This is a genomic window from Streptococcus sp. 27098_8_148 (assembly GCF_041432105.1).
Classification (GTDB): domain Bacteria; phylum Bacillota; class Bacilli; order Lactobacillales; family Streptococcaceae; genus Streptococcus; species Streptococcus parasanguinis_AE.
In genome coordinates, this window is record NZ_JAPVYY010000014.1 from 1 (window position 1) to 25,458 (window position 25,458).

Genomic DNA, 25,458 nt, shown 5'->3' on the forward strand with positions numbered 1-25,458 from the left:
TTTCTTTCGTAGCAAATACCAGCGATTTTATAGAAAATATGGCATACTAGACTTAGAAGAAAGCGAGGTAATCTCATGGAACAATTTTTAGAAGATATTAAAGATCTTGAAGTCACAACTGTCGCGCGTGCGCAAGAAGCGATCGATCAAAAAGAAACAGCAACCTTCTTTATCGGACGCAAGACTTGTCCTTACTGCCGGAAGTTCGCTGCTAAGTTAGCAACTGTCGTAGCTGAAACAAAAGCTCATATCTACTTCATTAATAGTGAAGAACCAAGTCAGCTAGACGCATTACAAGCCTTCCGCTCAACTTACGGTATCCCAACTGTCCCAGGATTTTTACATGTCGAAGCCGGTGAAGTCACTGTTCGTTGCGACTCATCTATGTCTGAAGAAGAAATCAAAGCATTCGCTCATTTATAAAAAAATAGCTAGAGATCAGTCTCTAGCTATTTTTCATTTTCCGAAAAAGATGTCCAAATCTTCTGCTGAGGTTTAGCAAAAGGATAGTCCGAAAATTCTTCTGGTGTTAACCAAACAGTCGATTCACTTGCTGGCTGCACTCCTTCTTTTACCAGGCCGAATCGGATCTGAACCTGCCATTTGCGATGCGAAAAGATATGCTGAACGATAGGATACGATCTGTCCTGCCAATCAATGGCCAAGTCATAGTCCTGTTCAAAAGAAATAATTTCTGGGTTACTCTCTGCTTCCCCCTTCCCATCCAATAGAGATAATTGGCCTAGGTTCTCAGATAGGCTATCCACTTCGATCAAGGGGAAATGCCAGAAACCTGACAAGAGTCCTTCTCGCTCATTTTTCTCCAACAAATAGTGGCCTTGACTATCCTTGATAATAAAGGCTGTGAGATAGACAGGTACCGGTTTCTTCTTGGGAGCCTTAATGGGATAACGATCCATTGTCCCATGTTGGTAGGCCGCACTAAATTCCTTAACAGGACTCTCTTCCGGACGTGGATTGACTGGGGACTCAATATCGGAGCCCAAATCCATCAAGGCCTGATTGAAATCACCCGGCTGGGCCGGATCGATCAAGATTTCCATCATGGCTTGAAAAATCTTGCGATTGGTTGGAACTCCGATATCGTAGTCCACCTCAAACAAGCGAGCTAGAACACGCATGACATTGCCATCCACTGCTGGCTCTGGTAATCCAAAGGCAATACTAGCGATAGCACCAGCTGTATAAGGCCCAATTCCCTTCAGTTTAGAGATTTCGTCATAGCTTGATGGGAACACTCCTCCGTGATTTTCCATTATCTGCTGGGCAGCTTTCTGCATGTTACGGACACGTGAGTAATACCCCAAGCCTTCCCAAGCTTTTAAGAGTTTTTCTTCTGGAGCCTGAGCCAAATCAGCGACCGTCGGAAACCAGTCTAAAAAACGCTCATAATAAGGAATAACCGTATCGACACGTGTTTGCTGGAGCATAATTTCTGAGATCCAAATTTTATAAGGATCCTGGGTCCTTCTCCAGGGGAGATCCCGTTTATGGGCATCATACCAGGCTAATAACTTCTCTCGGAAGGAAGCAATTTTTTCCTCCTCCCACATGGTAATCCCGTAATCTTTTAAATCTAACATATTCCTAGTATACCATAGAATGAGTTAGAGTTTAGAAATTCTGAGTTTAGAAATTCTGATTTTATAAAGAAAAAGAGGCTGGGACAAAAGTCCTAGCCTCTCAATTATTTTTGAATTGTCGAGCAAGACGCAGTGGTTGAGTGGGCACTACTACGCTGATTTCATCAGCTTTTTCAGCCCTACTCAACTGTGCGGAGGTGGAACGACGAAATCGAATTTTAACGAATTACCGATTTCTGTCCCGCTCTCTAAATGTATTTCTTATTGTTCCACAGCTTGAGCTGCTGTAATCAAGGTTAATTTGTAAACGTCATCTGCATTACATCCACGAGAAAGGTCGTTGACTGGTTTGTTCAACCCTTGCAAGACTGGACCTACCGCTGCAAAGCCACCAAGACGTTCTGCCATCTTGTATCCAATATTACCTGCTTCAATACCAGGGAAGATAAAGACATTGGCTTGACCTGCTACCTTGCTTCCTGGAGCCTTCAAGGCTGCAGTTGCAGGGACAAAGGCTGCGTCAAATTGCAATTCCCCGTCAATTTCAAGGTCTGGACGAAGTTCATGGGCAAGCTTAGTCGCTTCAACAACCTTATCAACACTTTCACCGAAACCAGATCCTTTTGTTGAATAGCTCAACATAGCAATTTTTGGATCAATACCAAACATCTTGGCAGTGATAGCTGAATTGATGGCAATTTCGGCTAATCCTTCAGCATCTGGATTGATGTTGATGGCACAGTCCCCAAACAAGTAGCGTTCAGATCCACGAACCATAAGGAAAGCCCCTGAAGTACGTTTTACATTTGGACGAGTTTTGATAATTTGCAAGGCCGGACGAACAGTTGCGGCTGTTGAGTGAATCGCACCAGATACCATCCCATCAACAATTCCCATGTGTACCAACATGACACCAAAATAGTTAACGTCGTCTTTCAAGACTTGACGTGCTTCTTCTTCTGTCATTTTGCCCTTACGACGTTCTACCAAGGAAGCTACCATTTCTTCAAAACCTGGATAAGAATGAGGATCGATGACTTCATATCCATCCAAAACCCCTTCGATTTCAAGATAAATCCGAATTTTATCCGGATTACCAAGCAAGACAGGGGTTACTTCTGTCTCGTTCACAATGCGTTTTGTCGCTTGGAGGATACGAGGTTCTTCACCTTCTGGTAATACAATACGTGCATTCTTACCAACGAGGTTGGCTTTGAGATTTTCGAAAACTTCCATTAGTTTTACTCCTTTTAATAATTAATAACTTGTTTGAAGCTGTGTTAATACAGCTTGGAAATCTGGAGGTAGTGGACTTTCTATGACCAATTCTTCCTCTAGAAATGGATGATAATAGGATAGACGATGACAATGAAGGGCTTGGCGCTCAATGCCGTCTTCTAAACTGCCGCCATAGAGATCATCTCCCAAGAGCGGAAAACCAATATGGGAAAAATGAACGCGGATCTGGTGGGTTCGACCTGTGTGTAACTGAATATCCACTAGGTGAATATCACCAAAAGATTGAACAACCTGGTAGCTAGTATGAGCATACTTGCCACCTTTAGCTACCTTGCGGGTGATAATTGAATCTTCATCACGCGCAATCGGAGCAATAATCTCTCCGACAGGATCAAGCTTCCCAGATCCCTTGACCAAGGCATAATAGCGTTTCTGAATCGATTTAGACTGCAATTGCTTATCTAATCGAGCATGAGCATAACCATGTTTGGCAAAGAGCATAACGCCACTAGTGTCCTTGTCCAGGCGAGTGACAATGTGAACCTGCTGGTTCTCGTAGCCCTGCTTCACATAGTAGCCTTTTACAAAATTGGCTAAGGTATTGGAATGAATCGCACTTGGAATAGAAGCAATCCCAAAGGGTTTGTTTAAGACCAAAAAATGATCATCTTCAAACAAAATATCCAAAGGCCGATCCATGGGTTTTAGGGTTTCAAAACCTTCTTCTGCCGGAATATCAATGACCAAGCGATCCCCAATATCCAACAAATAAATCGCATTCTCCGGACGTCCATTGACAAGGATCTGGCCACCACGAAACTTAATCTTTGCTAAGAGCCCCTTAGAAACCTCATGCTTTTTCAGGAAGGTCTTGACCTTGACATGCTCATCGACAATGAATTCAAATCTCATTCTCTATCATCTCCGATAAAGGCATCCTTGACCCGATTCCAGAAGCTGGTGTGACTGGAGCTTGCCACAAAATTGATCTTATGGTTGTCAATCTGGTATTCTACCTTTGCAATATTGCGGTAAGAATAGGTTGAATTGTCAACAGAGATAATGTGAAAGCCAGGTCTCGTCGGTGTAATCTCGATCTTATCCTTTTTAGGGACAATGACAGAAGAACCCAAGGTACGATAAACACGGTTGTTGAGACTGGCGATTTCAGCAATCTGCAGCGCCTCAATAGTTGGGTGAAGGACTGCTCCTCCCAAGGATTTGTTGTATGCCGTACTTCCTGTCGGAGTCGAAACAGTAATGCCGTCTCCTCTGAAGCGCTCAAAATCCACTCCATTAATCGTAAGATCGGCAACCATGGTCCGGTCGCTTCTCTTAATCGTCGCTTCGTTCAAAGCTCTCATGGTACGGGTTTCCCCATTTTCGAAAGTAATCTTGACATTCAAAATAGGGTAAGAAACCTTAGCTCCTGTATCATATTTTAAATTTTCAACCAGCTTATCGATTTCACTGTCTAAGTAATCTGTATAGAATCCTAAGTGTCCGGTATGGACGCCAACAAATCGCACCCGATCCAACTGGTGTTCATACTTGTGAAAGGCCGATAGCAACATTCCATCGCCACCAATTGAAATCACAATATCCGGGTGCTTCTCCGTCAAAATAAAATTATTTTTCCGAAGCTTGTAGCGCAACTGCTGAAAAACCTCTTCACTTTGACGCTTGCGATTGCGAATAATGGATACTTTTTTACCTGTAGTCTTCATCTGTGTCATCACTATTTCCAACGCCATCATTTAACTTACGATGAAGTGGATCAAACAGGGCTTGAGCCTCCTGAATCGCATCCCGAATTGCCCCCATCTCTTCATCCAAAAGATAGGCCAGGTTTGCTGTCGTCTCTAAGCGTTTTTTGATCTCGTCTGGAAAGTCTCCTTTATATTTATAATTGAGCGAGTGTTCAATGGTTGCCCAAAAATTCATGGACAAGGTCCGAATTTGAATCTCTGCTAAGATCGTTTCATTTCCATCAATGGTATCAACCGGGTACTCGACCACGACGTGGTAACTCCGGTAGCCACTTGATTTCTTGTGGCGGATGTAGTCTCGCTCTTGGACCACGCGCATATCCTGCCGTTGTCTCAGAACCTCTAGGATCTCATCCACATCATCCACAAACTGGACCATGATGCGAAGACCAGCAATATCTTGCATATCCTGAGCCAGATTTTCTTCAGAAATATTTCTTCGGATCATCTTTTCGCGAATGCTCTCAATCGGCTTGACCCGTCCTGTGACAAACTCAATTGGAGAATGCTTTTGTTGCTTACGATATTGCTTACGAATCCCACGCAGTTTGATTTTTAATTCCCCAACTGCTTGGATATAGGGATCTAAGAAGTTTTCCCAATCAATTGCCATCCTACCACCTTGTAATCTGAACCATTTTTGTATACAATAAACACATCTCTTATTATATCATGAATCGCTTTTGAAAAAAAGCAAAGGACTACAAAATGAACCATTTAGAAATTGAATACAAAACCTTGCTAGATAAGGAGGAATACCAATCCCTCCTTCCACTTTTTGCTGATACAGAATTGGTTGTCCAAACCAATCACTATATCGATACACACGACCAGCTCATCCGTAAGGAAAAAATGGCCTTGCGGGTGCGTACTTTCACAGATCAAGCTGAGTTGACTCTCAAAGTCCCTGAGGCAGTTGGCCATTTCGAGTACAATCAAAACCTCAGCCCCGAAGAAACCGAGGCGATCCTTCAACACCAACAGTTTCCTGACGGAGAAATCAAAAACCTCTTAATCTCTAAAGAAATCTCTGTTGAGCAACTCGCTGTCTGGGGAAGCCTTACAACAGAACGATTCGAAAAAGAAACAGCTGCAGGATTGGTGGCACTAGACCACAGTCTCTATCTAGACACTGAAGATTATGAATTAGAAATCGAGGTCGAAACCGCTGAGCAGGAAGAAAATTTCCATCAGTTCATCAAAGAGCATGGAATCGTCTACAAAGCTGCAAAAAATAAAATCGCAAGATTGGCGGAAAGATTGTAAAATAGCTGAAATTATCGCAAATTTTTGCTAAAATAGTGCTAAGATCAAAAATCTAAATGAGGTTGGAATCACATGTCAGATAAAAAAAATATGAAGCTCTTCTCTCTCAATTCAAATCCAGAGATTGCGCAAAAAATCGCGGATCATGCTGGGGTTCCACTTGGGAAAATTTCATCCCGTCAATTCTCAGATGGTGAAATCCAAGTCAATATTGAGGAAAGTGTTCGTGGATATGATATTTATATCATTCAATCAACCAGTTTCCCTGTCAACAATCACTTGATGGAACTCTTAATTATGGTGGATGCTTGCCAACGGGCCAGCGCAAATACTGTCAATGTGGTCATGCCTTACTTCGGTTATGCTCGCCAAGACCGGACTGCTGCTCCTCGCGAACCAATTACTGCTAAGCTTGTCGCAAATATGTTGGTCAAAGCTGGGGTGGATCGTGTCGTCACTCTGGATCTCCATGCAGTGCAAGTCCAAGGTTTCTTCGATATTGCCGTGGATAACCTCTTTACCGTTCCACTTTTTGCAGAACACTACATCAACAAAGGTCTAACTGGTCCTGATGTCGTAGTCGTCAGCCCTAAAAACTCTGGTGTCAAACGAGCTCGCAGTTTAGCAGAATATCTTGATGCACCGATTGCGATCATTGATTACGAGCAAGATGATGCGAACCGTGATTATGGCTATATTATCGGGGATGTCAAAGACAAGAAAGCGATCTTGATTGACGATATCCTCAATACTGGTAAGACATTCTCAGAAGCTGCGAAAATCGTCGAACGCGAAGGTGCTACTGAAATTTATGCTGTATCAAGCCATGGTTTATTTGTAAAAGGTGCTGTCGAGTTATTAGACCAAGCTCCGATCAAAGAAATCTTAGTAACCGATTCTGTTGCTCCAAACGGACCAACTCCTAAAAATATTAACTATCTGACAGCTAGCGAACTGATCGCTGAAGCTATTGTTCGCATTCAAGAAAGAAAACCTGTTAGTCCTCTATTTGCCTACCACAAGAAATAAGGTCTTAATGTGATATATTTTGATAATGCCGCAACAACTCCCCTTCTACCTGAAGTCATTGATAAAATGTCTGAAACTATGAAGACCACTTTTGGAAATCCATCGAGCCTTCATGCTCATGGACGGATGGCTAGTAAACTTCTCCGGGAATCTCGCGAGCAGATTGCTCAGTCTCTCCATACTCTTCCAAATCGTATTTTCTTCACTTCAGGTGGATCAGAAAGTAATAATACCGTTATAAAAGGCTACTGCTTGAAACACCAAGCAGATGGCAAACACATCATTACGACCGCTTTGGAACACCATGCGGTTCTAGAACCCATCGAATACCTTGTAGAACGTTTCGGATTTGAAGTGACGATCGTCCAACCAAGAGATGGACGCATTCAGGCTAGTGATATCAAGGCTGCACTTAGACCGGATACCATTCTTGTCTCTACCATGTTTGCCAATAACGAGACAGGCGATCTTCTACCGATTAAAGAAATCGGAGAACTCTTAAAAGATCATCCAGCTGCCTTTCACGTTGATGCGGTTCAAGCAATTGGAAAGGTCCCTGTCTATCCCGAAGAGTTGGGAATTGATTTTCTCAGTGCTTCTGCCCACAAATTCCATGGACCAAAGGGCGTCGGCTTCCTTTATGCAGCCGCCCCAGATTTTGATAATCTCTTACATGGTGGGGATCAGGAAAATAAGATGAGAGCCAGCACGGAAAATCTTATTTCTATTGTCGGGATGGCAACCGCCCTTCAGCAAGCTACACTTCACCAAGAAGAAAATTTCAACCAGGTTCAAAAACTCGGCCAAGAGCTAGTCAATGGTTTAGCAGCCTACGACTACTACGTAAATGCGAATGACGATCATCTTCCATTTGTTTGGAACCTTGGCTTTCCGGGTGTCCAAAATGACGTTTTACTGATGCGACTCGATCTTGCTGGAATTTCTGTCTCTACAGGTTCTGCTTGTACCGCTGGTACAGTTCAACCCAGCCATGTCCTTGAGGCACTCTATGGAAAAGATAGCTCACGCCTAAAAGAATCCCTTCGAATTAGTTTTTCAGAACTCAATACCGTAGAGGAGGTTCAAGACTTCCTCTCAAAACTTAAAGAAATTTTATCATAGGAGAACAATATGGCTTTTGAAACAAGTGTTTCATTGAAAGACTGCAAATATACCTATAGTCTACACCCAAATGTTAAAAAATATACCTTACGTGACAATACATTCGCTGTTACAAAAGTTGGAAATTACGAGTTAAATCGTTTGCTCGAAGCCGTTCCAAATAGTGGCGAAGGCTTCCTACTTAAAATCATTTTCAATAAAGATTTTACAGGTTTTAAGATCAATATTACAGACAAGTCTGGGCTTCGCCTGGTTAATATCTTTAAAAATCCAGAAAATAACATTATCCAACAAAAATTCTATTTCCTAATGGATAGTCTTGTCGAAAGAGAAATTTTCAACAAAACAGAGGCCTAATATGGTAACCCTAACTTATATCGATGCTTATCAAGTAGAACGAACGACTACTTATCCTGACCTTGCAGCCTGTATCCTAGCTTTTTCAGGCTGTGTAACCTTGCCTGACTCTTACTCAATCGTATCCATTGAATACAAGGGGGAAAAACTCCCCTATACAGGACGAGTCGATGGACTCTATGCTTTTTTGAAAAAGGTAGAACAAGCTGAAAACTAAGCTGATGCTGATGGAACTCTCCATCGCCATCAGCTTTTTCTTTAGACAAAAATATTTTTGAAAAAACACTCTAGATAGTTGATTTTTTCACAATCTTCCTATACAATAAGAGGGAAAGGTTGTGATATTGTGAAACATGATAAAAATACTCCAATTCCACGCGCAACAGCAAAACGCTTATCGCTCTACTACCGCATTTTTAAACGTTTTAACTCTGAAAAAATAGAGCGCGCCAATTCCAAGCAAATTGCTGATGCAATAGGGATTGACTCTGCTACTGTTCGCCGAGATTTCTCATATTTTGGTGAATTAGGAAGACGTGGATTTGGTTATGACGTAAAAAAACTGATGAACTTCTTTGCCGATCTCTTAAATGACAATGCCATTACCAATGTCGCTATTGTGGGGATCGGAAATATGGGAAGTGCGCTTCTCAACTATCGCTTCCATGAACGCAATAAGATGAAAATTGTCATGGCGTTTGATCTAGACGATCATGAGCTGATCAATACCAAAAGTAAGGACGGAATTCCCATTTACGGTATTTCCACCATCAAAGAAAAGCTCAAACAAGAAGGCATTCAAACAGCCATCCTTACTGTTCCTAGCGTCAAGGCTCAAGAAGTTGCTAGTCTTTTGGTAGACGCTGGTGTCAAGGGAATTCTCAGCTTCTCACCAGTACATCTAACAGTCCCTAAAGATGTCGTCGTTCAATATGTCGATCTCACCAGTGAATTGCAAACACTCCTTTATTTCATGCGAAAAAACGAAGAATAAAGACTTATACATTAACAAGAAAAGAGGCTGGGACAAAAGTCCTAGCCTCTCAATTATTTTTGGATTGTCGAGCAAGACGCAGTGATTGAGTGGGCTCTACTACGCTGATTTTAACAGCTTTTACAGCCCTACTCAACTGTGCGGAGGTGGGACGACGAAATCGAATTCTAACGAATTAACGATTTCTGTCCCACTCTCTTTTTTATGCCAAATAATCGGTTTCTTCACGGTAACTATAATAGTTTTCTTCAGATACAATCAAGTGATCCAATAGGGTTAAACCCATCACTTCACAGGCCTCTAAAACTCGTTGCGTTACTTCATCATCATTTTTACTGGGAAATACGGCACCAGATGGATGATTGTGCGCCAAGATGATAGAGGTTGCCATGTGCTTCAGTGCATAATGCAGGATTTCACGTGGCTCCGCAATACTTCGATTCACGGTTCCAATAAAAATGGTCTGCTGATGAATAATTTCATTCTGCGTATTTAAATAGAGGGCAACCAGGTGCTCCTGTTTCTTATGGCCGATTTCCTGTTGAATTTTATGGGCCAATTTCTGGCTGCTCATGATCTGTTCAGAACTCATCAATTCGTCTTTATGAATCCTTCGTCCAAACTCAATCACAGCCTGAAGTTCGATGGCCTTCACCCGGCCAATACCTGAGATTTCCTGTAGCTCCTCTAGGGTTAATTGACTTAACTCCTTTAAACTATTAACCGAACTCAAAAGACCTTGTGCAATCTCATAAACGCTTTTTTTCTTATTGCCTGTCCGTAAGAGAATGGATAGCAATTCTTGATGACTCAGCTTATCTACCCCTTCAGAAACCAAACGTTCTCTAGGAAGCAAAGATGGTTCAATAAATGATATGTCGTACATAATTTCCTCCTCACTTATTAATTCGTAATAAATAGAGAAAACGACGACCTTGCATTATTTACAGGCAATTTCTTCCTTCAAATCATCTAACACTAAGACTTCATCTTTATTAAAGCGGATCTGGTAACCTGTTTGAACTTGTTCAAGCTCTTTTAAAAACTGTTGAATTTCACAGCGAATCAAGTACTCCTGGCTCTGAGGAATGGCCTCTAAAGCTTGGTAGACCTGCTCTACTTCATAGATTCCTTTCGTAATTAAACCATTTCGTGGAAAATCGTTTACTAAGAGATTATAGAAATGATGCAAGAGATGGTAAATTCGCTCTTTTGTCACTATTCTACCTCCTTATCATACTCTTTCCCCTTTATTATATACTGATTTTCCCTTAATATTATGACAAGTTCCTTACATTATATTACCAATCTCTTACAATTTTACAAGAATTTCTCCTAGCTTCCTACATAGAAAAAGCCCAGACATTTCTGTCTCGGGCTTTATTTTCTTAAAGTTGCATTTGATTATAAGACTTGCTGAATGAATCCAGGATGTCTTTTGGAGCCTTGTCATAGTCAACAGAGGTTTCCAAATTTCCTTTTACAATCGTACGGTAAGTCGCTGCAGCATCCTCACAGGTCACCAAGGTGATCTCATTAACGCCTTCACGATCTTGAATGACATCTACACGATCTGGAGTCACTGTCTCAACTGACGAGATGACATAAGTATAGATTTTTTCTTTGTCCGTGATGTAGATCTTCATACCAGCCTTGGCTTTCTCTAATGGTGAGAATAACATGGCATTTGCTCCAGTTAGGCCAAATACGTGGTGACTAGCAAGAGAATAATTGCCTTGCCCCATGACTTGGTTTTCCTTCATGGTCCCTGCTCCGTAGTAGAGGGCTACATTTTCAAGCCCCTTAAAGATCGGAAGGTTCATGTTTAATTCAGGAATCGAAATCCCCCCAATTACTGGTAGCTTTTGAGCTTGCCATTGGGCATTGATGACGGCTTCCGTCGAGAGTGACTGGACATGTTGGAAATCAAAGCTCGTCTTCACTTCTTTATTCTTATCAATGGTTTTTTTATCGACCTTGCTAACCTGGTATTGGTTGGTATGCCAAACCATAATCATGTTTCGGATCGGAGCATTGAAAATCAAGAGAAGCGAGAGAATAATCAAAAGTGTTGCAACGATGTTGATAAGAGTATTGCGTAAACTCTTTTTCTTTTTTCTTTTGCGTGACATGCTGTCCCCTTATCTATTCGTTTTCTTCCACTACTTCTTCATCTTTTTCTTCGGGTTGGACTGTTGTAAAGGTCACAATTTTCGCATCCTGATCCAGTCTCATAACTTTCACACCCTGAGTTGAACGACGCGTTTGAGAGATATTCCCAACACTTGTGCGGATCATAACTCCGGTATCGGTAATGATCATCAGATCTTCATCCCCTTTAACAGTTAAAAGACCAGCTAAGGGACCATTTTTCTCTGTGATATTGGCTGTCTTGATTCCTTTACCGCCACGGCCTTTGGTTGGATATTCGCCAGCCATTGTCCGCTTACCATACCCTTTTTCAGTGATGATCAATACTTCATCTTGATCCGTAACGACGCTAGCCCCAACAACCTTATCTCCTTCGCGGAGATTCACACCACGTACACCTGTGGCAGAACGTCCCATATTCCGGACTACAGCCTCATTAAAGCGGACAGAATAACCATACTTGGTACCGATAATGACGTCAGCATTGCCATCTGTAAGGAAGACATTGATCAATTCATCCTCATCGCGCAGATTTAGAGCTTTGAGACCGTTCTGACGAATATTTGAAAATTCAGCTACATTGGTCCGCTTGACCAAACCTTGTCGCGTCGTAAAGAAGAGATATGCTTCGTCACTGCGATCTTGCTCCACATTGATAATGGTTTGAATCGATTCACCTTCGTCCAATTTTAAGAGGTTGACGATTGGTAATCCTTTGGCTGTCCGGCCATATTCTGGAATCTCATAACCTTTCAGACGATAGACACGCCCTTTATTGGTAAAGAAGAGCAAATGATCATGGGTGCTCGTAGAGACCAGTTCACGGACAAAGTCATCATCTTTGACACCAGTTCCCTGAACACCACGTCCACCACGTTTTTGAGCCGTAAATTCCGCTTGATCCAAACGTTTGATGTAGCCTTTGTTAGAAAGGGTGATCAAGACATCTGTTTCTTCAATCAAGTCCTCATCTTCAAGAGAAAGGACTTCTCCGATCATCAACTCAGTTCGGCGAGCATCGCCAAACTTGCGTTTGACTTCTTCCAGTTCTTCCTTGATGATGGTCGCCACACGTTCTGGCTTCGCCAAAATGTCAGCCAAATCAGCAATCAAGGCAACCAAATCATCGTATTCACTTTGGATCTTGTCTCGTTCCAAACCAGTCAAACGACGAAGACGCATGTCCAAAATGGCTTGACTTTGACGTTCAGAAAGCTTGAATTTAGCCATCAATTCAGCTTGTGCTTCAGCGTCTGTCTGGCTATTGCGGATAATCCGGATCACTTCATCGATGTGATCCAAGGCGATGAGCAAACCTTCTAAAATATGGGCACGTGCTTCCGCTTTTTCTTTATCAAAGATAGTCCGGCGAGTCACCACTTCTTTCTGGTGCTCAATATAAGCCCCTAAAATTTGGCGAAGAGAAAGAATCTTTGGAACACCATTTTGGATCGCCAACATATTGAATCCAAAATTGGTTTGCATTTGTGTCATCTTAAAGAGGTTGTTCAAAATAACGTTGGCCGAAGCATCTCGGCGGACCTCAATGACAAAACGAACCCCTTCACGGTTTGATTCATCCCGTACAGCTGTAATCCCTTCGATCCGTTTTTCTTGCACCAAGCGAACGATGTGCTCGTGCACCTTGGTTTTATTGACCATATAAGGGAACTCAGTGACAACAATCCGTTCACGGCCACTCTTGGTTACTTCAATCTCTGTACGAGAACGAAGAACGATTGATCCTTTTCCGGTTTCATAGGCTTTGTGGATACCTGATTTCCCCATGACCAAAGCACCTGTCGGAAAATCTGGACCAGGAAGAACTTCCATGAGTTCACGGGTCGTTACCTCAGGATTATCCATCATCAGCTTCACTGCATCAATGGTTTCTCCCAGATTGTGTGGAGGAATATTGGTTGCCATCCCAACGGCAATCCCTGTAGCACCATTAACCAGAAGGTTAGGGAAACGTGCAGGTAAGACTAGAGGTTCGCGCTCACTGGCATCATAGTTATCAACGAAATCAACTGTATTTTTATTGATATCCCGCAACATTTCAAGAGCGATCTTACTCATACGGGCTTCTGTATACCGTTGTGCAGCGGCACCATCACCGTCCATGGAACCAAAGTTTCCATGACCGTCCACTAACATGTAGCGATAACTCCACCATTGCGCCATCCGAACCATGGCTTCATAAATAGAGGAATCACCGTGTGGGTGGTATTTACCCATAACATCCCCTGTGATACGGGCTGACTTCTTATGTGGTTTATCTGGCGAAACACCCAATTCATTCATTCCGTACAAAATACGACGGTGAACGGGTTTTAAACCATCCCGAACATCAGGGAGGGCACGAGCAACGATAACACTCATGGCATAATCGATAAAACTCGTCTTCATTTCTGATGTTAAATTCACATCAATTAGATTATTATCCTGCATTCAAAAAATGCCTCTCTTTACTTAATTCACCATACTATTATAACACATTTTAGCCTATTTTTCTTCTTAGGAACACAAACGTAAAAACGTTTACATCAAGGATTCATACTGTTTCAGATGACAAAGACTTTCAAAAGTGGTAGAATGAAATCGTATGAGAATCTATCTCAAAAAAAAATGAAGGAGACGTTTAGACTCATGGATTTGACTAAACAACACAAAAAAGTTATCCTTGTCGGTGACGGTGCCGTAGGTTCATCTTATGCATTTGCACTTGTCAACCAAGGAATTGCACAAGAGCTTGGAATTATCGAAATTCCTCAATTGCACGAAAAAGCTGTCGGAGATGCGCTTGACCTTAGCCACGCCCTTGCCTTCACTTCACCTAAGAAGATCTATGCGGCTGAGTACGCTGACTGTGCGGATGCTGACCTTGTTGTAATTACTGCAGGTGCTCCTCAAAAACCAGGTGAAACTCGCCTTGATCTTGTTGGTAAAAACCTTGCCATTAACAAGTCAATCGTAACACAAGTTATTGAATCAGGATTCAACGGTATCTTCCTTGTAGCTGCTAACCCAGTTGACGTTTTGACATACTCTACATGGAAATTCTCAGGATTCCCTAAAGAACGCGTTATCGGTTCTGGTACTTCTCTTGACTCAGCTCGTTTCCGTCAAGCACTTGCTGAAAAATTGGACGTTGATGCTCGTTCAGTGCACGCCTACATCATGGGTGAACACGGGGACTCAGAATTCGCTGTATGGTCACACGCTAACATCGCTGGTGTAAACCTTGAAGAATTCCTTAAAGACACTCAAAACGTTCAAGAAACTGAATTAATCGAATTGTTCGAAGGTGTTCGTGATGCTGCTTACACCATCATCAATAAAAAAGGTGCTACATACTACGGTATCGCTGTTGCCCTTGCTCGTATCACTAAAGCAATCCTTGATGACGAAAATGCAGTACTTCCACTTTCTGTATTCCAAGAAGGTCAATATGGTGTTAGCAACGTCTTTATCGGTCAACCTGCCATCGTAGGTGCACACGGTATTGTACGTCCAGTGAACATCCCATTGAACGATGCGGAACAACAAAAAATGAAAGCTTCTGCTGATGAATTGCAAGCAATCATTGATGAAGCATGGAAAAACCCTGAATTCCAAGAAGCTTCTAAAAACTAAGAAAAAAACATCTCCTTATTAAAAAGGGGATGTTTTTTAGCTGCTTTATTTGGATTTGTCAGCAAGGATTTCAAGCAAATAAGGCACAACGAGATTGCTCTCTATGTCTTTCAAAGAAGAAATCCATTTAAAGTCTGTATGCTCTTCTGGATCTAATATAAAATCACGCTCTTCCAAAATCTCGCCAGCATAAACTAGGCGTGTAAAGACAGTATCTTTGCTGGCATCAAATTGACTATCTTCGTGGATAATCTTATTAATCCGAAGCTTTTGATTAACCTCCTCCATAGCCTCACGTAGAGCAGCCTCTCTGGGCAATTCATTCTCTTCTACACTTCCACCTGGAATATCCCAATAAGATGGATAGACATTAGGGAGACCTCGCTTTATTTTCGAGCGTTTGATAAGCAGATACTTCCCGTCTTTCTCAATCAAGGTATGGGCGATTAATTTTACTGTCATTGCATGTTCCTCCAAGAAAAAGCAAAAAAGACTCCGAGGAGCCTCGTTATGAATCATCCACCCTGAGGGAATCGAACCCCCATCTCAAGAACCGGAATCTTACGTGATATCCATTACACTAAGGGTGGCAACTGTTACAGTATATCAAATTCTCGAGAATTTTACAAGTAAAAAAAGCTTACCGAGAGGTAAGCTTTTTGAATATTACAATTCGATATCGCCAAACAAGTCAGCCATTGAGAATCCAGTTTGAGTTTCTGGAAGATCAAAGTCGCGTTTTTCTTGTTTTGGACGACGTGGGCGAGATTGACGTTTTTCTTGTTTTTCGCCTTCTTCTTGAGCTGGACGTTCTTCAAGGGCTTTGATAGAAAGTGATACACGTTCATCTGCAGCATTTACTTCAAGAACTTTAACAGTTACTTCTTGTCCAACTTTAAGAACATCTTTTGGATTTTCAACACGTTTGTGTGAAATTTGTGAGATGTGTACAAGTCCGTCGATACCTGGCAATACTTCAACGAATGCACCGAAGTCAGTCAAACGTTTAACAGTTCCTTCGATAACATCACCAGCAGCCAATTTTTGTTCAACGCCATCCCAAGGTCCAGGTGTTGTAGCTTTCAATGAAAGTGATACACGACCTTCTTCTTCGTTCAAGTCAAGAACTTTCACTTGGATTTCTTCACCAACAGTTACAACTGATTTAGGTGATACGTTGCGTTCGTGTGACAATTCTGTCAAGTGAACCAATCCATCAACACCACCAAGGTCGATGAAAGCACCGAAGCTTGTGATACGTGCAACTTTACCAGTTACGACATCACCAACGTTCAATTTACCAAATACTTCTGCGCGTGCTGCAGCTGATTCAGCTTCAACAACTTCACGACGTGAAAGGATAAAGCGGTTTTCTTTTGGATCTACTTCTTTGATTTTAGCATCAAATTCTTGACCTACGAAACGTTCAGTGTTACGTACAAAACGAGTATCAAGCATTGAAGCTGGAATAAATCCACGAAGTCCTTCAAATTCTACTGAAAGTCCGCCTTTAACAGCGCGAGTTCCTTTAACAGTAACAACTTCTTCTTCACGTCCAACCAATTTGTCCCATGCTTTGCGAGCTTCCAAACGTTTTTTAGATACAAGGTAAGTTACTGTATCAGTATCTTTACCAACTACTTGACGAAGAACAAGCAATTCAAGTGTTTCACCTGGTTTTACCAAGTCGTTGATGTCAGCATCACGATCGTTTGTCAATTCGCGAAGAGTCAAGACACCTTCGACACCAGTTCCAGAGATTGCAACGTTAGCTTGGTTCGCGTCAACTGTCAATACTTCAGCAGTAACAACGTCACCTGGTTCAACTTGGCTAACACTGTTTAGCAAATCTTCAAATTCATTCATCTAAAAAATCCTCCAACAATCAAGTTTTCTAAAACTTGACATACTTATAATTATTTTTCCTAAGCAAGCACTCGCAATGAGATCAACTACAATCTTTAACGACTCATCCTATAAAGAAATAAAATACCTAGATAGATATTTTATCACTTATCTGATATTACCTAAGAACTGGGGTAGCTGGATTCGAACCAACGCATGAGGGAGTCAAAGTCCCTTGCCTTACCGCTTGGCTATACCCCAAAAAGAGCGCTGACATCAGTCACTTTATCATCGTCACAATGAACGCTAATGGAGAGAGAGGGATTCGAACCCCCGAACCCGAAGGAGCGGATTTACAGTCCGCCGCGTTTAGCCTCTTCGCTATCTCTCCATATAAATCGACAGGATCTATTATACCATTGATTTATTATGATTGCAAGCCCTTATTTATTCAAATTATAATTTTCTATTAAAATTTCAACGGCTTTTTCAAGTTTTTTGTAAAGAGAATCCACATTTCCATTTTTGATAATGGCAAATTGACCAGCCATGTCTGCAATTTCACCAATCGTTTTCTTTCCAATGGACAAAGTGAAACCATCAAAAGTGTCTTTTCCAACAGTTACTTTACTATCAACGATTTGAATCTCAATTTTCTTATCTTTTTTACTCATTTCAACCCTCTTTTCACTTTTTCTATTTTACAAAAATTCTCTTGATGACGCAAGAGAAAAGGGAGTGGGTCAGAAAGAATTTAGTTAGAAATTCCTTCTTTATCCCACCCCCGCAAGAGTCATTTGTCACTCTTCTATTCCTAAAAGCGAATGAAGAGAAACATTAGCTACTGCGTCTTTTCGTTAAGACTTGTTCTCATTGAAACCTGGACACTTTGATCTCAGACTCTATAGGTTTAATCGACTTTGACAATCCATCCTTCTGGTGCTTCGACATCACCAAATTGGATACCGGTCAACTCGTCATAAAGCTTCCGTGTGACAGGACCTACTTCTGTTTCAGAATAGAAGACATGGAAGTCATCCCCGTGTTGAACGCCTCCGATCGGAGAGATGACAGCTGCGGTACCACAAGCTCCTGCTTCTACGAAGCGATCCAAATCATTGATAAAGACATCCACTTCAATTGGTGTCATTCCAAGACGGTGTTCTGCCAAGTAAAGCAAAGAGTACTTGGTGATCGATGGCAAAATAGAAGGACTCAATGGCGTCACAAATTCATTATTAGCAGTGATACCAAAGAAGTTTGCAGAACCAACTTCTTCAATCTTGGTGTGAGTCGCTGGATCGAGGTAAATCACGTCAGAGAAGTTACGATCATGCGCAATCTTACCTGGCAACATACTAGCTGCGTAGTTCCCACCAACTTTTGCAGCCCCTGTACCATTTGGTGCAGCACGGTCATACTCATCTTGAATCAAGAAGTTCGTTGGAACCAAACCACCTTTAAAGTAGTTACCGACAGGCATTGCAAAGATGGTAAAGATATACTCATCTGCAGGTTTTACACCAATAATATCTCCAATACCGATCAACAGAGGACGAAGGTAAAGGGTAGCTCCTGTACCATATGGTGGAACATACTCTTCATTTGCTTTTACAACTGCCTTACAAGCATCCACAAACATATCCGTTGGAACTTGAGGCATCAGCAACCGATCAGCCGTGCGTTGCAAACGTTTAGCGTTTTGATCTGGACGGAACAATTGGACGCTTCCATCTTTTGTACGGTAGGCTTTCAACCCTTCAAAGGCTTGCTGACCGTAATGCAAACTTGGAGAAGATTCGGACAAATGCAAGGTCGCATCTTCTGTCAATTCCCCTTTTTCCCAAGCTCCATTGCGATAATGTGCCAAATAGCGATAGGGTAATTTCATATATGAAAAGCCAAGGTTTTCCCAATCAAGTGATACTGTCATGATAGTGCTCCTTTTAATTTTTTCTATTCCTTGTCGATCTGATGCAGGTCGATTCAGTTTCTCAATCTATGTACACTATTGTACACCATTTCATGAGAATTTCAAGCGAAATTTTCAATTTTCAGAAAATTTATTTTTAAAGAAAGTCAGTCCTAGAATGGACCGACGATTTCTTTTATTTGATAGTAGCTGAAAAAACTTCTTGATCCGAAATGGTATCGTTGACAAAGGATCCATTGCTTGTTCTTTCAGAAATGCTTAATTGTGTCAAATCAACTTCTGTCACCTGCCCCGTTGTGGAAGTGATCTGAAGGATTTGATCTTGCTCTGCCACTTCTTCTTGGCTCGTAAAGAGATCAAAATCTCCCTGGTCAGTGAAGACTGGACCTGCCTTGAAGACGCGGTGTGGTTTATTTTTCAACTCACGCAAGACCTGTAGTCCCCGTTTAGCCCGACTGGTCACAGGAATATCGTCTTGCAACATCCGTTTGAGACTGCCTCGCTGGGTCAGAATGTACATGCTTTGAGTCGTCGACTTAAAGGCAGCAGCGACTTGATCCCCGTCTTTGAGGTTAATAGCTTTAACCCCTGCTGCTTTGGCTCCTACGACAGGGACCTCTTCAATATTAAAGCGCAACCCATACCCATTTTTGGTGATAATCATGATGTCTTCAAGGACAACTGGCGCAACAGCTACAATACGGTCCTCTTGGTCTTTTAGCTTAGCGTACTTAGTCGATTTAGAACGATAAGTCCGCCATGGGCTCAATTCCTTGCGTTCAAAACGCTTGATTTGCCCTTGTTGAGTTGCTGCAAAATAGGTCACACCCTCAAACTGATCCACAATCTCCGCAAAGAGAATTTCTTCCTCTTGCTCGAAATTGGTCAAAGTTTGACTCAAGTGCTCTCCAATATCCTTCCACTTGGTATCTGTCAATTCATGAATTGGTCGATAAATGGCATTTCCCAAGTTGGTAAAGAGTAAAAGATGCTGGGTGGTCTTAGCAGGCTCTACGAAAATCAACTCGTCATCATCTCGTTTTCCAACTTCTTCCAGTGTTGAGGCATTGAACGAACGAGGAGAGGTCCGTTTGATATAACCAGCAAGGGTCACGCTAACGAATGTTTCTTCTTCGACAATGAGACTGGCTGTATCAATCTCGATCGTTTTAGCAGTATCTTGCAACTCACTACGACGCGGATTGCCAAAGAGCTTCTTAACTTCACGCAATTCCTTTTTCATGAGATTGAACATGGTCCGTTCATCCCCAATGATGGCTGCCAAGGTCGCGATTTGCTCCTTGAGACTAGCATGCTCTTCTTCCAAGGTGACGATATCCGTATTGGTTAAGCGGTACAATTGCAAGGTGACAATAGCTTCTGCTTGCTCTTCTGTGAAATCATAGCTGATCTTAAGGTTTTCCTTAGCATCTGACTTGTTTTCAGAAGCACGAATCAAGGCAATCACTTCATCGAGGATGGAAATCACGCGGATCAATCCCTCTACAATGTGGAGGCGTCGTTCCGCCTTTTCCTTATCAAAGCGAGAGCGAGCGACAATGATATCCCGACGGTGGGCGATGTATCTAGACAGGATCGGTACAATCCCCACTTGACGAGGGGTATAGTTGTCAATTGCCACCATATTGAAGTTGTAGTTGACCTGCAAATCTGTGTACTTGAACAAGTAGTTCAAAATTAGATCTGCATTGGCATCTTTCTTGAGCTCAATGGCAATGCGAAGACCGTCTCGGTCAGACTCATCCCGAACTTCTGCAATACCAGCCACCTTGTTATTGACACGAACATCGTCAATTTTCTTGACCAAGACCGCCTTGTTGATCTCATAAGGAATCTCAGTGACGACAATTTGCTGCTTGCCGCCTTTGAGTTGCTCGATATCTGTCTTAGAGCGGACAACCACCCGTCCCTTACCAGTTTCATAGGCTTTCTTGATTTCATCCCGTCCTTGGATAATGGCACCAGTTGGGAAATCAGGTCCAGGTAGAAACTCCATAAGTTTTTCTACCTTAGCAGAAGGATGGTCGATCATGTAGACCACCGCATCGATGACTTCAGCAAGGTTATGGGGAGGAATATCTGTCGCATAACCAGCAGAAATCCCTGTAGCTCCATTGACCAATAGGTTTGGAAAGGCTGCCGGCAAAACAGTTGGCTCTTTTTCTGTATCGTCAAAGTTCCAGGCAAATGGTACGGTGTTCTTTTCGATATCTTGAAGGAGATAACCAGCAATTTCAGATAGACGGGCTTCCGTATAACGCATGGCAGCCGGTGGATCACCGTCCATAGAACCATTATTACCGTGCATCTCAACAAGAATCTCACGATTCTTCCAGTCTTGAGACATGCGGACCATGGCATCATAGATCGAACTATCCCCGTGAGGGTGGAAATTCCCCATGATATTTCCGACAGACTTGGCCGACTTGCGGTAGCCCTTGTCATGGGTATTCCCATCCTTATTCATAGAATAAAGGATCCGCCGTTGAACAGGTTTCAAGCCATCCCGAATATCAGGAAGAGCCCGTTCTTGAATAATGTATTTGGAGTAGCGACCAAAGCGCTCTCCCATGATGTCCTCTAAGGACATATTCTGGATATTACTCATATAGGATACAAAGCCCGTAAAATGCAAAGTGAAAATAGGAAATTCTTACAGTGAGCGACGCTCACAAGAGAATTTATCTTTTTCACACAGCATTTAGGGCGTGTTCAACTCCTTTCAAAGAATGTTGAGTAGTCTTTTGTAGAAAGAGGATTCAGTTACATTATGTAACCAAATGATTCTTTCTGTAGTATAAAATAGATTCATTAATGATTCGAAAGTTTCTCTTTAGCATAAGAAATCATTTTCTCTGCTACTTCCTTATCGTAAGTAAACCCCATCTTTTGGGCCAGAATTTGAGCTTCTAGATTGAATAGCCCCATGGTAGCAGATAAAGACTGAGTGATTTTATCGAAACTGGATAAATCAAGCAAAGCTGAGAACTCCTTCTCTTGCTCAGCTGGTAGATACTGGAAGAGGTACTTGTAGTTCTTTCCGATATCAACTACTCCCCTATCGCTTGTCACCTGCCAAGCTAAGACCTTGAGGAGTTCTTGCTGACAAATGCCATAGAGGTGGTCGGTCGCATAGATGAGCTGATTTCTTCGAATGGCCTTTACGATATAAGCCGATACCCACCAAAATTCATTGCAGGTGGCTGCAAATTCCTCTTCAGTAGGAGGACAAGTCCAGTAGCGCTTGGAATTAGGCTGATAGGCTTCAAACAAGCCTTTGTCGTCTTTTATAACTTCAAAATTTGCTTCGCTGTCCACCCACTCTTGGATATACTCCTTGGGGCAGAGGGTTAAATCAATACGATTCCCATCTTCAAAAAGCATGAGATACAGACGACGGTGTCCCAGTCGGTTGTGCTGTTCGATGAGTCTATTTCCGTACTGATCCAACCAGGATAAATCTGAAATCAGGTCTTCCAGATCATCAACTATATAGACCACATCATAATCTTGAAACTCGTCTTTGGGTGCCTGAGGATTCGTTCGTGATCCGGATAAGGCAATTGCTTCTACTTCTATAGAATCAGCTATCTGCAAAATCAGATTCATCAGTTCATTTTCAGTTCTCATGTCGATTCCTTACCATTTCTACATCCCAGCTTATTTACTTTATAGTAGAAAGTGATTAAAAAATTGTATTCTCTTCTAAGGTAAACTTAACGTTATCTTCAATCCATTGGCGACGAGGGGCTGCCTTATCACCCATGAGGACTGAGACACGGCGTTCTGCACGCGCTAAATCATCAATGGTAACACGGATCAGGGTACGAGTTTCTGGGTTCATGGTGGTTTCCCAAAGCTGGTCCGCATTCATCTCCCCCAACCCTTTGTAACGTTGGAGGGTTGCTCCACGACCAAAGGTCCGACGCAACTCTTCTAATTCGCTATCTGTCCATGCATAGGCTACTTCTTCTTTCTTGCCTTTGCCCTTAGACATCTTATAAAGAGGAGGAAGGGCAATGTAGACATGTCCTGCTTCTACCAAAGGGCGCATATAGCGATAGAAGAAAGTTAAGAGGAGGGTTTGAATGTGGGCCCCATCCGTATCCGCATCGGTCATGATGATGATCTTATCATAGTTAGCATCTTCCACTGAGAAATCTGCCCCAACACCAGCACCGATGGTGTAAATCATGGTGTTGATTTCCTCGTTCTTGAGGATATCACTCATATTGGCCTTCTCAGTATTAAGAACCTTCCCACGAAGTGGAAGAATCGCTTGGAACTTCCGGTCCCGTCCTTGTTTGGCAGAACCGCCGGCTGAGTCTCCTTCGACTAGATAGAGTTCGTTTTTCTTAGGATTTTTAGACTGGGCAGGTGTCAATTTACCAGACAGAAGTCCCTTGTCCTTTTTGCTCTTCTTGCCATTTCGACTTTCATCCCGCGCTTTTCGAGCGGCTTCACGCGCATCCCGGGCCTTTATAGCCTTACGAATCAGATTAGAAGCCAACTCCCCATTTTCCATGAGGAAGAAGGTCAATTTATCAGAAACAATGCTATCGACAACTGGACGAGCCAAGGGACTTCCTAATTTGTCTTTGGTTTGCCCTTCGAATTGCAAATGGGCTTCTGGAACCAAGATCGAAAGAACAGCAGACAAACCTTCGCGGTAGTCTGATCCCTCTAGGTTCTTGTCTTTTTCTTTGAGAAGACCCGTCTTTCTTGCATAGTCGTTCATGGCCTTGGTAATGGCTGTCTTAAGACCTGTCTCATGGGTTCCCCCATCTTTGGTACGGACATTATTAACGAAGGACAAGATATTATCTGAGTAACCATCATTGTATTGCATGGCCACTTCTACCTGAAAACCATCTGATTCGCCACTAAAGTAGAGAACAGGTGTCAAAGTTTCCTTATCTTCGTTCAAGTACTCTACAAAATCTTGGACACCATTTTCATAATGAAAGGCCACATGGTTGTCTTCTTCCTTGCGGAGGTTGGTCAGCGTCAGCGTCACGTCCTTAAGCAAGAAGGCTGATTCTTTGATCCGCTCAGCAATGGTATTAAATTTGAAATCCGTCGTTGAAAAGATGGTTGGATCCGGCATGAAGGTGACCTTGGTCCCTGTCTTAGACTTAGGAGCCGTTCCTATCTTCTCAAGAGTGGTAACTGGTTTCCCACCATCTTCAAAGCGTTGCTTATAGACCGCTCCATCACGGGTAATCTCAACCTCAAGCCAGCTAGAGAGGGCGTTTACGACCGAAGATCCCACTCCGTGAAGACCTCCAGATGTCTTATAACCTCCTTGACCAAACTTCCCTCCGGCGTGGAGGACCGTAAAAATCACTTCAACGGTTGGTTTGCCCATAGCATGCATCCCAGTCGGCATTCCACGTCCTTGGTCTTCTACCGATAGAGAACCATCTTTATTAATCGAGACATCGATTTGTGAGCCAAAGCCAGACAAGGCTTCATCGACCGCATTGTCCACGATCTCCCAGACCATGTGATGCAAGCCGTTTCCATCGGTCGATCCGATATACATCCCTGGACGTTTACGGACTGCATCCAACCCTTCTAGTACCTGAATGGCATCGTCATTATAATTATTAATATTGATTTCCTTTTTTGCCACAAGGAACCTCCTGTTTGTTCATCTTTTCTATATTACAGTTTTTTAGGAAATTTTGCAAAATTTTTTCTCTTTATATGGAGATTTCTATATCTCAGTAAAAAAAGCTGGCTGGACACTTTCTTCAGATGTCACACTTGAACTCCAGAAATTGCTTTTTCTATCGTTGGCTTTTTGATATAATGAAAGTATGATAAAAGAAATAAGTGTTTTAATTTTAGCCTATCTGTTAGGCTCCATTCCTTCGGGATTATGGATTGGGAAAATCTTTTTCCATATTAATTTACGGGAACATGGCTCGGGCAATACTGGAACGACCAATACCTTTCGGATTTTAGGGAAGAAAGCTGGGATCATTGTCTTTGCGATTGATTTCTTGAAAGGAACTTTGGCCGTTCTCCTTCCGACTTTCTTTGGAATTCAGGGGATCTCGCCGATGGTCTTTGGTCTCTTAGCCGTTTTGGGGCACACTTTCCCAATTTTTGCTGGATTTAAGGGTGGAAAGGCAGTGGCGACGAGTGCTGGTGTCTTACTTGGTTTCTCGCCTATCCTGCTACTCATTTTAGCAGTTTATTTTGTAGCCAGCCTGTATTTAACCAGTATGATTTCGTTTTCGAGTGTTACCGTTGCGCTACTCGCCATTCTTTCGGTCCTCCTTCTTCCTTTGACTGGATGGATCTTGCACAGCTATGATCCGCTTTTTACAGTCATTGTCTTGGCCCTAGCAACCTTGATCATTCTTCGTCACAAGGACAATATCCAACGGATCAAGGAGAAAAAAGAAAATCTCATCCCATGGGGAAAAAACATCACCCATCAACAACCAAAAAACTAGAGCGCATGCTCTAGTTTTTTATATT

At 42.4% G+C, this 25,458-nt stretch carries 25 protein-coding genes and 3 tRNA genes; 9 read left to right on the plus strand and 19 right to left on the minus strand.

Going from position 1 to position 25,458, the window contains the following annotated elements; genetic code table 11:
* The first annotated feature begins 75 nt into the window (after window positions 1–75).
* Window positions 76–423, plus strand: coding sequence for a PedC/BrcD family bacteriocin maturation disulfide isomerase (locus O3646_RS09375; protein WP_061563945.1), 348 nt, complete (start codon window positions 76–78; stop codon window positions 421–423).
* 26 nt (window positions 424–449) lie between these two features.
* Here O3646_RS09375 and mutY read toward each other — a convergent pair whose 3' ends face one another.
* The 5 genes from mutY to O3646_RS09400 form a co-directional block, all read right to left on the minus strand.
* On the minus strand, window positions 450–1,604 hold the full coding sequence (gene mutY, locus O3646_RS09380) for an A/G-specific adenine glycosylase (protein WP_371610802.1): 1,155 nt from the start codon (window positions 1,602–1,604) through the stop codon (window positions 450–452).
* Window positions 1,605–1,865: 261 nt separating this feature from the next.
* Window positions 1,866–2,840 carry a phosphate acetyltransferase gene (gene pta, locus O3646_RS09385; RefSeq protein WP_021153149.1) on the minus strand — a complete coding sequence of 325 codons (975 nt, stop codon included), beginning with the start codon at window positions 2,838–2,840 and terminating at the stop codon, window positions 1,866–1,868.
* A gap of 21 nt (window positions 2,841–2,861) precedes the next feature.
* Window positions 2,862–3,755, minus strand: coding sequence for an RluA family pseudouridine synthase (locus tag O3646_RS09390; protein ID WP_118095122.1), 894 nt, complete (start codon window positions 3,753–3,755; stop codon window positions 2,862–2,864).
* A complete protein-coding gene (locus O3646_RS09395) occupies window positions 3,752–4,570 on the minus strand; it encodes an NAD kinase (protein ID WP_282188909.1) in 819 nt (272 codons plus the stop codon). Before O3646_RS09395 ends, O3646_RS09390 begins: the two co-directional genes overlap by 4 nt.
* Complete coding sequence (locus tag O3646_RS09400) at window positions 4,554–5,225, minus strand: GTP pyrophosphokinase family protein (protein WP_003003504.1); 672 nt, start codon at window positions 5,223–5,225, stop codon at window positions 4,554–4,556. The genes O3646_RS09395 and O3646_RS09400 overlap by 17 nt, the downstream gene beginning before the upstream one ends.
* A 95-nt stretch (window positions 5,226–5,320) precedes the next feature.
* Here O3646_RS09400 and O3646_RS09405 point away from each other — a divergent pair, with 95 nt between their 5' ends.
* The 6 genes from O3646_RS09405 (at window position 5,321) to O3646_RS09430 (ending at window position 9,380) form a co-directional block, all read left to right on the plus strand.
* Window positions 5,321–5,878, plus strand: coding sequence for a CYTH domain-containing protein (locus tag O3646_RS09405; RefSeq protein ID WP_049490895.1), 558 nt, complete (start codon window positions 5,321–5,323; stop codon window positions 5,876–5,878).
* Window positions 5,879–5,950: 72 nt separating this feature from the next.
* On the plus strand, window positions 5,951–6,907 hold the full coding sequence (locus O3646_RS09410) for a ribose-phosphate diphosphokinase (protein ID WP_049490894.1): 957 nt from the start codon (window positions 5,951–5,953) through the stop codon (window positions 6,905–6,907).
* A gap of 9 nt (window positions 6,908–6,916) precedes the next feature.
* On the plus strand, window positions 6,917–8,029 hold the full coding sequence (locus tag O3646_RS09415) for a cysteine desulfurase family protein (protein ID WP_049490893.1): 1,113 nt from the start codon (window positions 6,917–6,919) through the stop codon (window positions 8,027–8,029).
* Between the two features lie 9 nt (window positions 8,030–8,038).
* Complete coding sequence (locus O3646_RS09420; protein ID WP_371610803.1) at window positions 8,039–8,386, plus strand: DUF1831 domain-containing protein; 348 nt, start codon at window positions 8,039–8,041, stop codon at window positions 8,384–8,386.
* 1 nt (window position 8,387) lies between these two features.
* Window positions 8,388–8,603 carry a DUF4649 family protein gene (locus O3646_RS09425; RefSeq protein ID WP_049490891.1) on the plus strand — a complete coding sequence of 72 codons (216 nt, stop codon included), beginning with the start codon at window positions 8,388–8,390 and terminating at the stop codon, window positions 8,601–8,603.
* A 129-nt stretch (window positions 8,604–8,732) separates the two neighbouring features.
* Window positions 8,733–9,380, plus strand: coding sequence for a redox-sensing transcriptional repressor Rex (locus O3646_RS09430; RefSeq protein ID WP_049472498.1), 648 nt, complete (start codon window positions 8,733–8,735; stop codon window positions 9,378–9,380).
* Between the two features lie 202 nt (window positions 9,381–9,582).
* Here O3646_RS09430 and radC read toward each other — a convergent pair whose 3' ends face one another.
* The 4 genes from radC to gyrA all read right to left on the minus strand — a co-directional run bounded on the left by radC (window position 9,583) and on the right by gyrA (window position 13,982).
* Window positions 9,583–10,266 (minus strand): DNA repair protein RadC, encoded by a 684-nt coding sequence (radC, locus tag O3646_RS09435; protein ID WP_287312491.1) that lies wholly within the window; start codon window positions 10,264–10,266, stop codon window positions 9,583–9,585.
* A gap of 54 nt (window positions 10,267–10,320) precedes the next feature.
* Window positions 10,321–10,599, minus strand: coding sequence for a hypothetical protein (locus O3646_RS09440; protein ID WP_049474901.1), 279 nt, complete (start codon window positions 10,597–10,599; stop codon window positions 10,321–10,323).
* A 169-nt stretch (window positions 10,600–10,768) separates the two neighbouring features.
* Window positions 10,769–11,512 carry a class A sortase gene (locus O3646_RS09445; protein WP_014713268.1) on the minus strand — a complete coding sequence of 248 codons (744 nt, stop codon included), beginning with the start codon at window positions 11,510–11,512 and terminating at the stop codon, window positions 10,769–10,771.
* A gap of 13 nt (window positions 11,513–11,525) precedes the next feature.
* Window positions 11,526–13,982 (minus strand): DNA gyrase subunit A, encoded by a 2,457-nt coding sequence (gyrA, locus tag O3646_RS09450; RefSeq protein WP_368397461.1) that lies wholly within the window; start codon window positions 13,980–13,982, stop codon window positions 11,526–11,528.
* A 198-nt stretch (window positions 13,983–14,180) separates the two neighbouring features.
* Here gyrA and O3646_RS09455 point away from each other — a divergent pair, with 198 nt between their 5' ends.
* Window positions 14,181–15,167 (plus strand): L-lactate dehydrogenase, encoded by a 987-nt coding sequence (locus tag O3646_RS09455; RefSeq protein ID WP_021153137.1) that lies wholly within the window; start codon window positions 14,181–14,183, stop codon window positions 15,165–15,167.
* A 45-nt stretch (window positions 15,168–15,212) separates the two neighbouring features.
* Here the strand turns inward: O3646_RS09455 and O3646_RS09460 are convergent, their stop codons facing one another.
* The 10 genes from O3646_RS09460 to parE form a co-directional block, all read right to left on the minus strand.
* Window positions 15,213–15,629, minus strand: coding sequence for an NUDIX hydrolase (locus O3646_RS09460; protein WP_021153136.1), 417 nt, complete (start codon window positions 15,627–15,629; stop codon window positions 15,213–15,215).
* Between the two features lie 56 nt (window positions 15,630–15,685).
* Window positions 15,686–15,757: transfer RNA gene (locus tag O3646_RS09465), tRNA-Arg, on the minus strand.
* A gap of 76 nt (window positions 15,758–15,833) precedes the next feature.
* Window positions 15,834–17,033, minus strand: a complete 1,200-nt coding sequence (gene rpsA, locus O3646_RS09470) for a 30S ribosomal protein S1 (RefSeq protein ID WP_003011990.1) — start codon at window positions 17,031–17,033, stop codon at window positions 15,834–15,836.
* 168 nt (window positions 17,034–17,201) lie between these two features.
* Window positions 17,202–17,273, minus strand: a tRNA-Gln gene (locus O3646_RS09475).
* Between the two features lie 49 nt (window positions 17,274–17,322).
* Window positions 17,323–17,403 (minus strand) — tRNA-Tyr (locus tag O3646_RS09480).
* Window positions 17,404–17,455: 52 nt separating this feature from the next.
* The gene (locus O3646_RS09485) at window positions 17,456–17,686 is read right to left on the minus strand and encodes a DUF2969 domain-containing protein (RefSeq protein ID WP_003003589.1); all 231 of its coding nucleotides are present in this window, start codon (window positions 17,684–17,686) and stop codon (window positions 17,456–17,458) included.
* Between the two features lie 236 nt (window positions 17,687–17,922).
* Complete coding sequence (locus O3646_RS09490) at window positions 17,923–18,945, minus strand: branched-chain amino acid aminotransferase (RefSeq protein WP_371610804.1); 1,023 nt, start codon at window positions 18,943–18,945, stop codon at window positions 17,923–17,925.
* Between the two features lie 175 nt (window positions 18,946–19,120).
* Entirely contained in the window at window positions 19,121–21,574 is a 2,454-nt protein-coding gene (parC, locus tag O3646_RS09495; RefSeq protein ID WP_371610805.1) for a DNA topoisomerase IV subunit A, read from the minus strand.
* A 203-nt stretch (window positions 21,575–21,777) separates the two neighbouring features.
* Window positions 21,778–22,596, minus strand: coding sequence for an aminoglycoside 6-adenylyltransferase (locus tag O3646_RS09500; protein WP_371610806.1), 819 nt, complete (start codon window positions 22,594–22,596; stop codon window positions 21,778–21,780).
* Window positions 22,597–22,651: 55 nt separating this feature from the next.
* A complete protein-coding gene (gene parE / locus O3646_RS09505) occupies window positions 22,652–24,601 on the minus strand; it encodes a DNA topoisomerase IV subunit B (RefSeq protein ID WP_371610807.1) in 1,950 nt (649 codons plus the stop codon).
* Between the two features lie 187 nt (window positions 24,602–24,788).
* On the opposite strand from parE, the gene plsY reads away from it, so the two are divergent.
* Window positions 24,789–25,433, plus strand: a complete 645-nt coding sequence (gene plsY / locus O3646_RS09510) for a glycerol-3-phosphate 1-O-acyltransferase PlsY (RefSeq protein ID WP_049473029.1) — start codon at window positions 24,789–24,791, stop codon at window positions 25,431–25,433.
* Window positions 25,434–25,458: the final 25 nt, after the last annotated feature.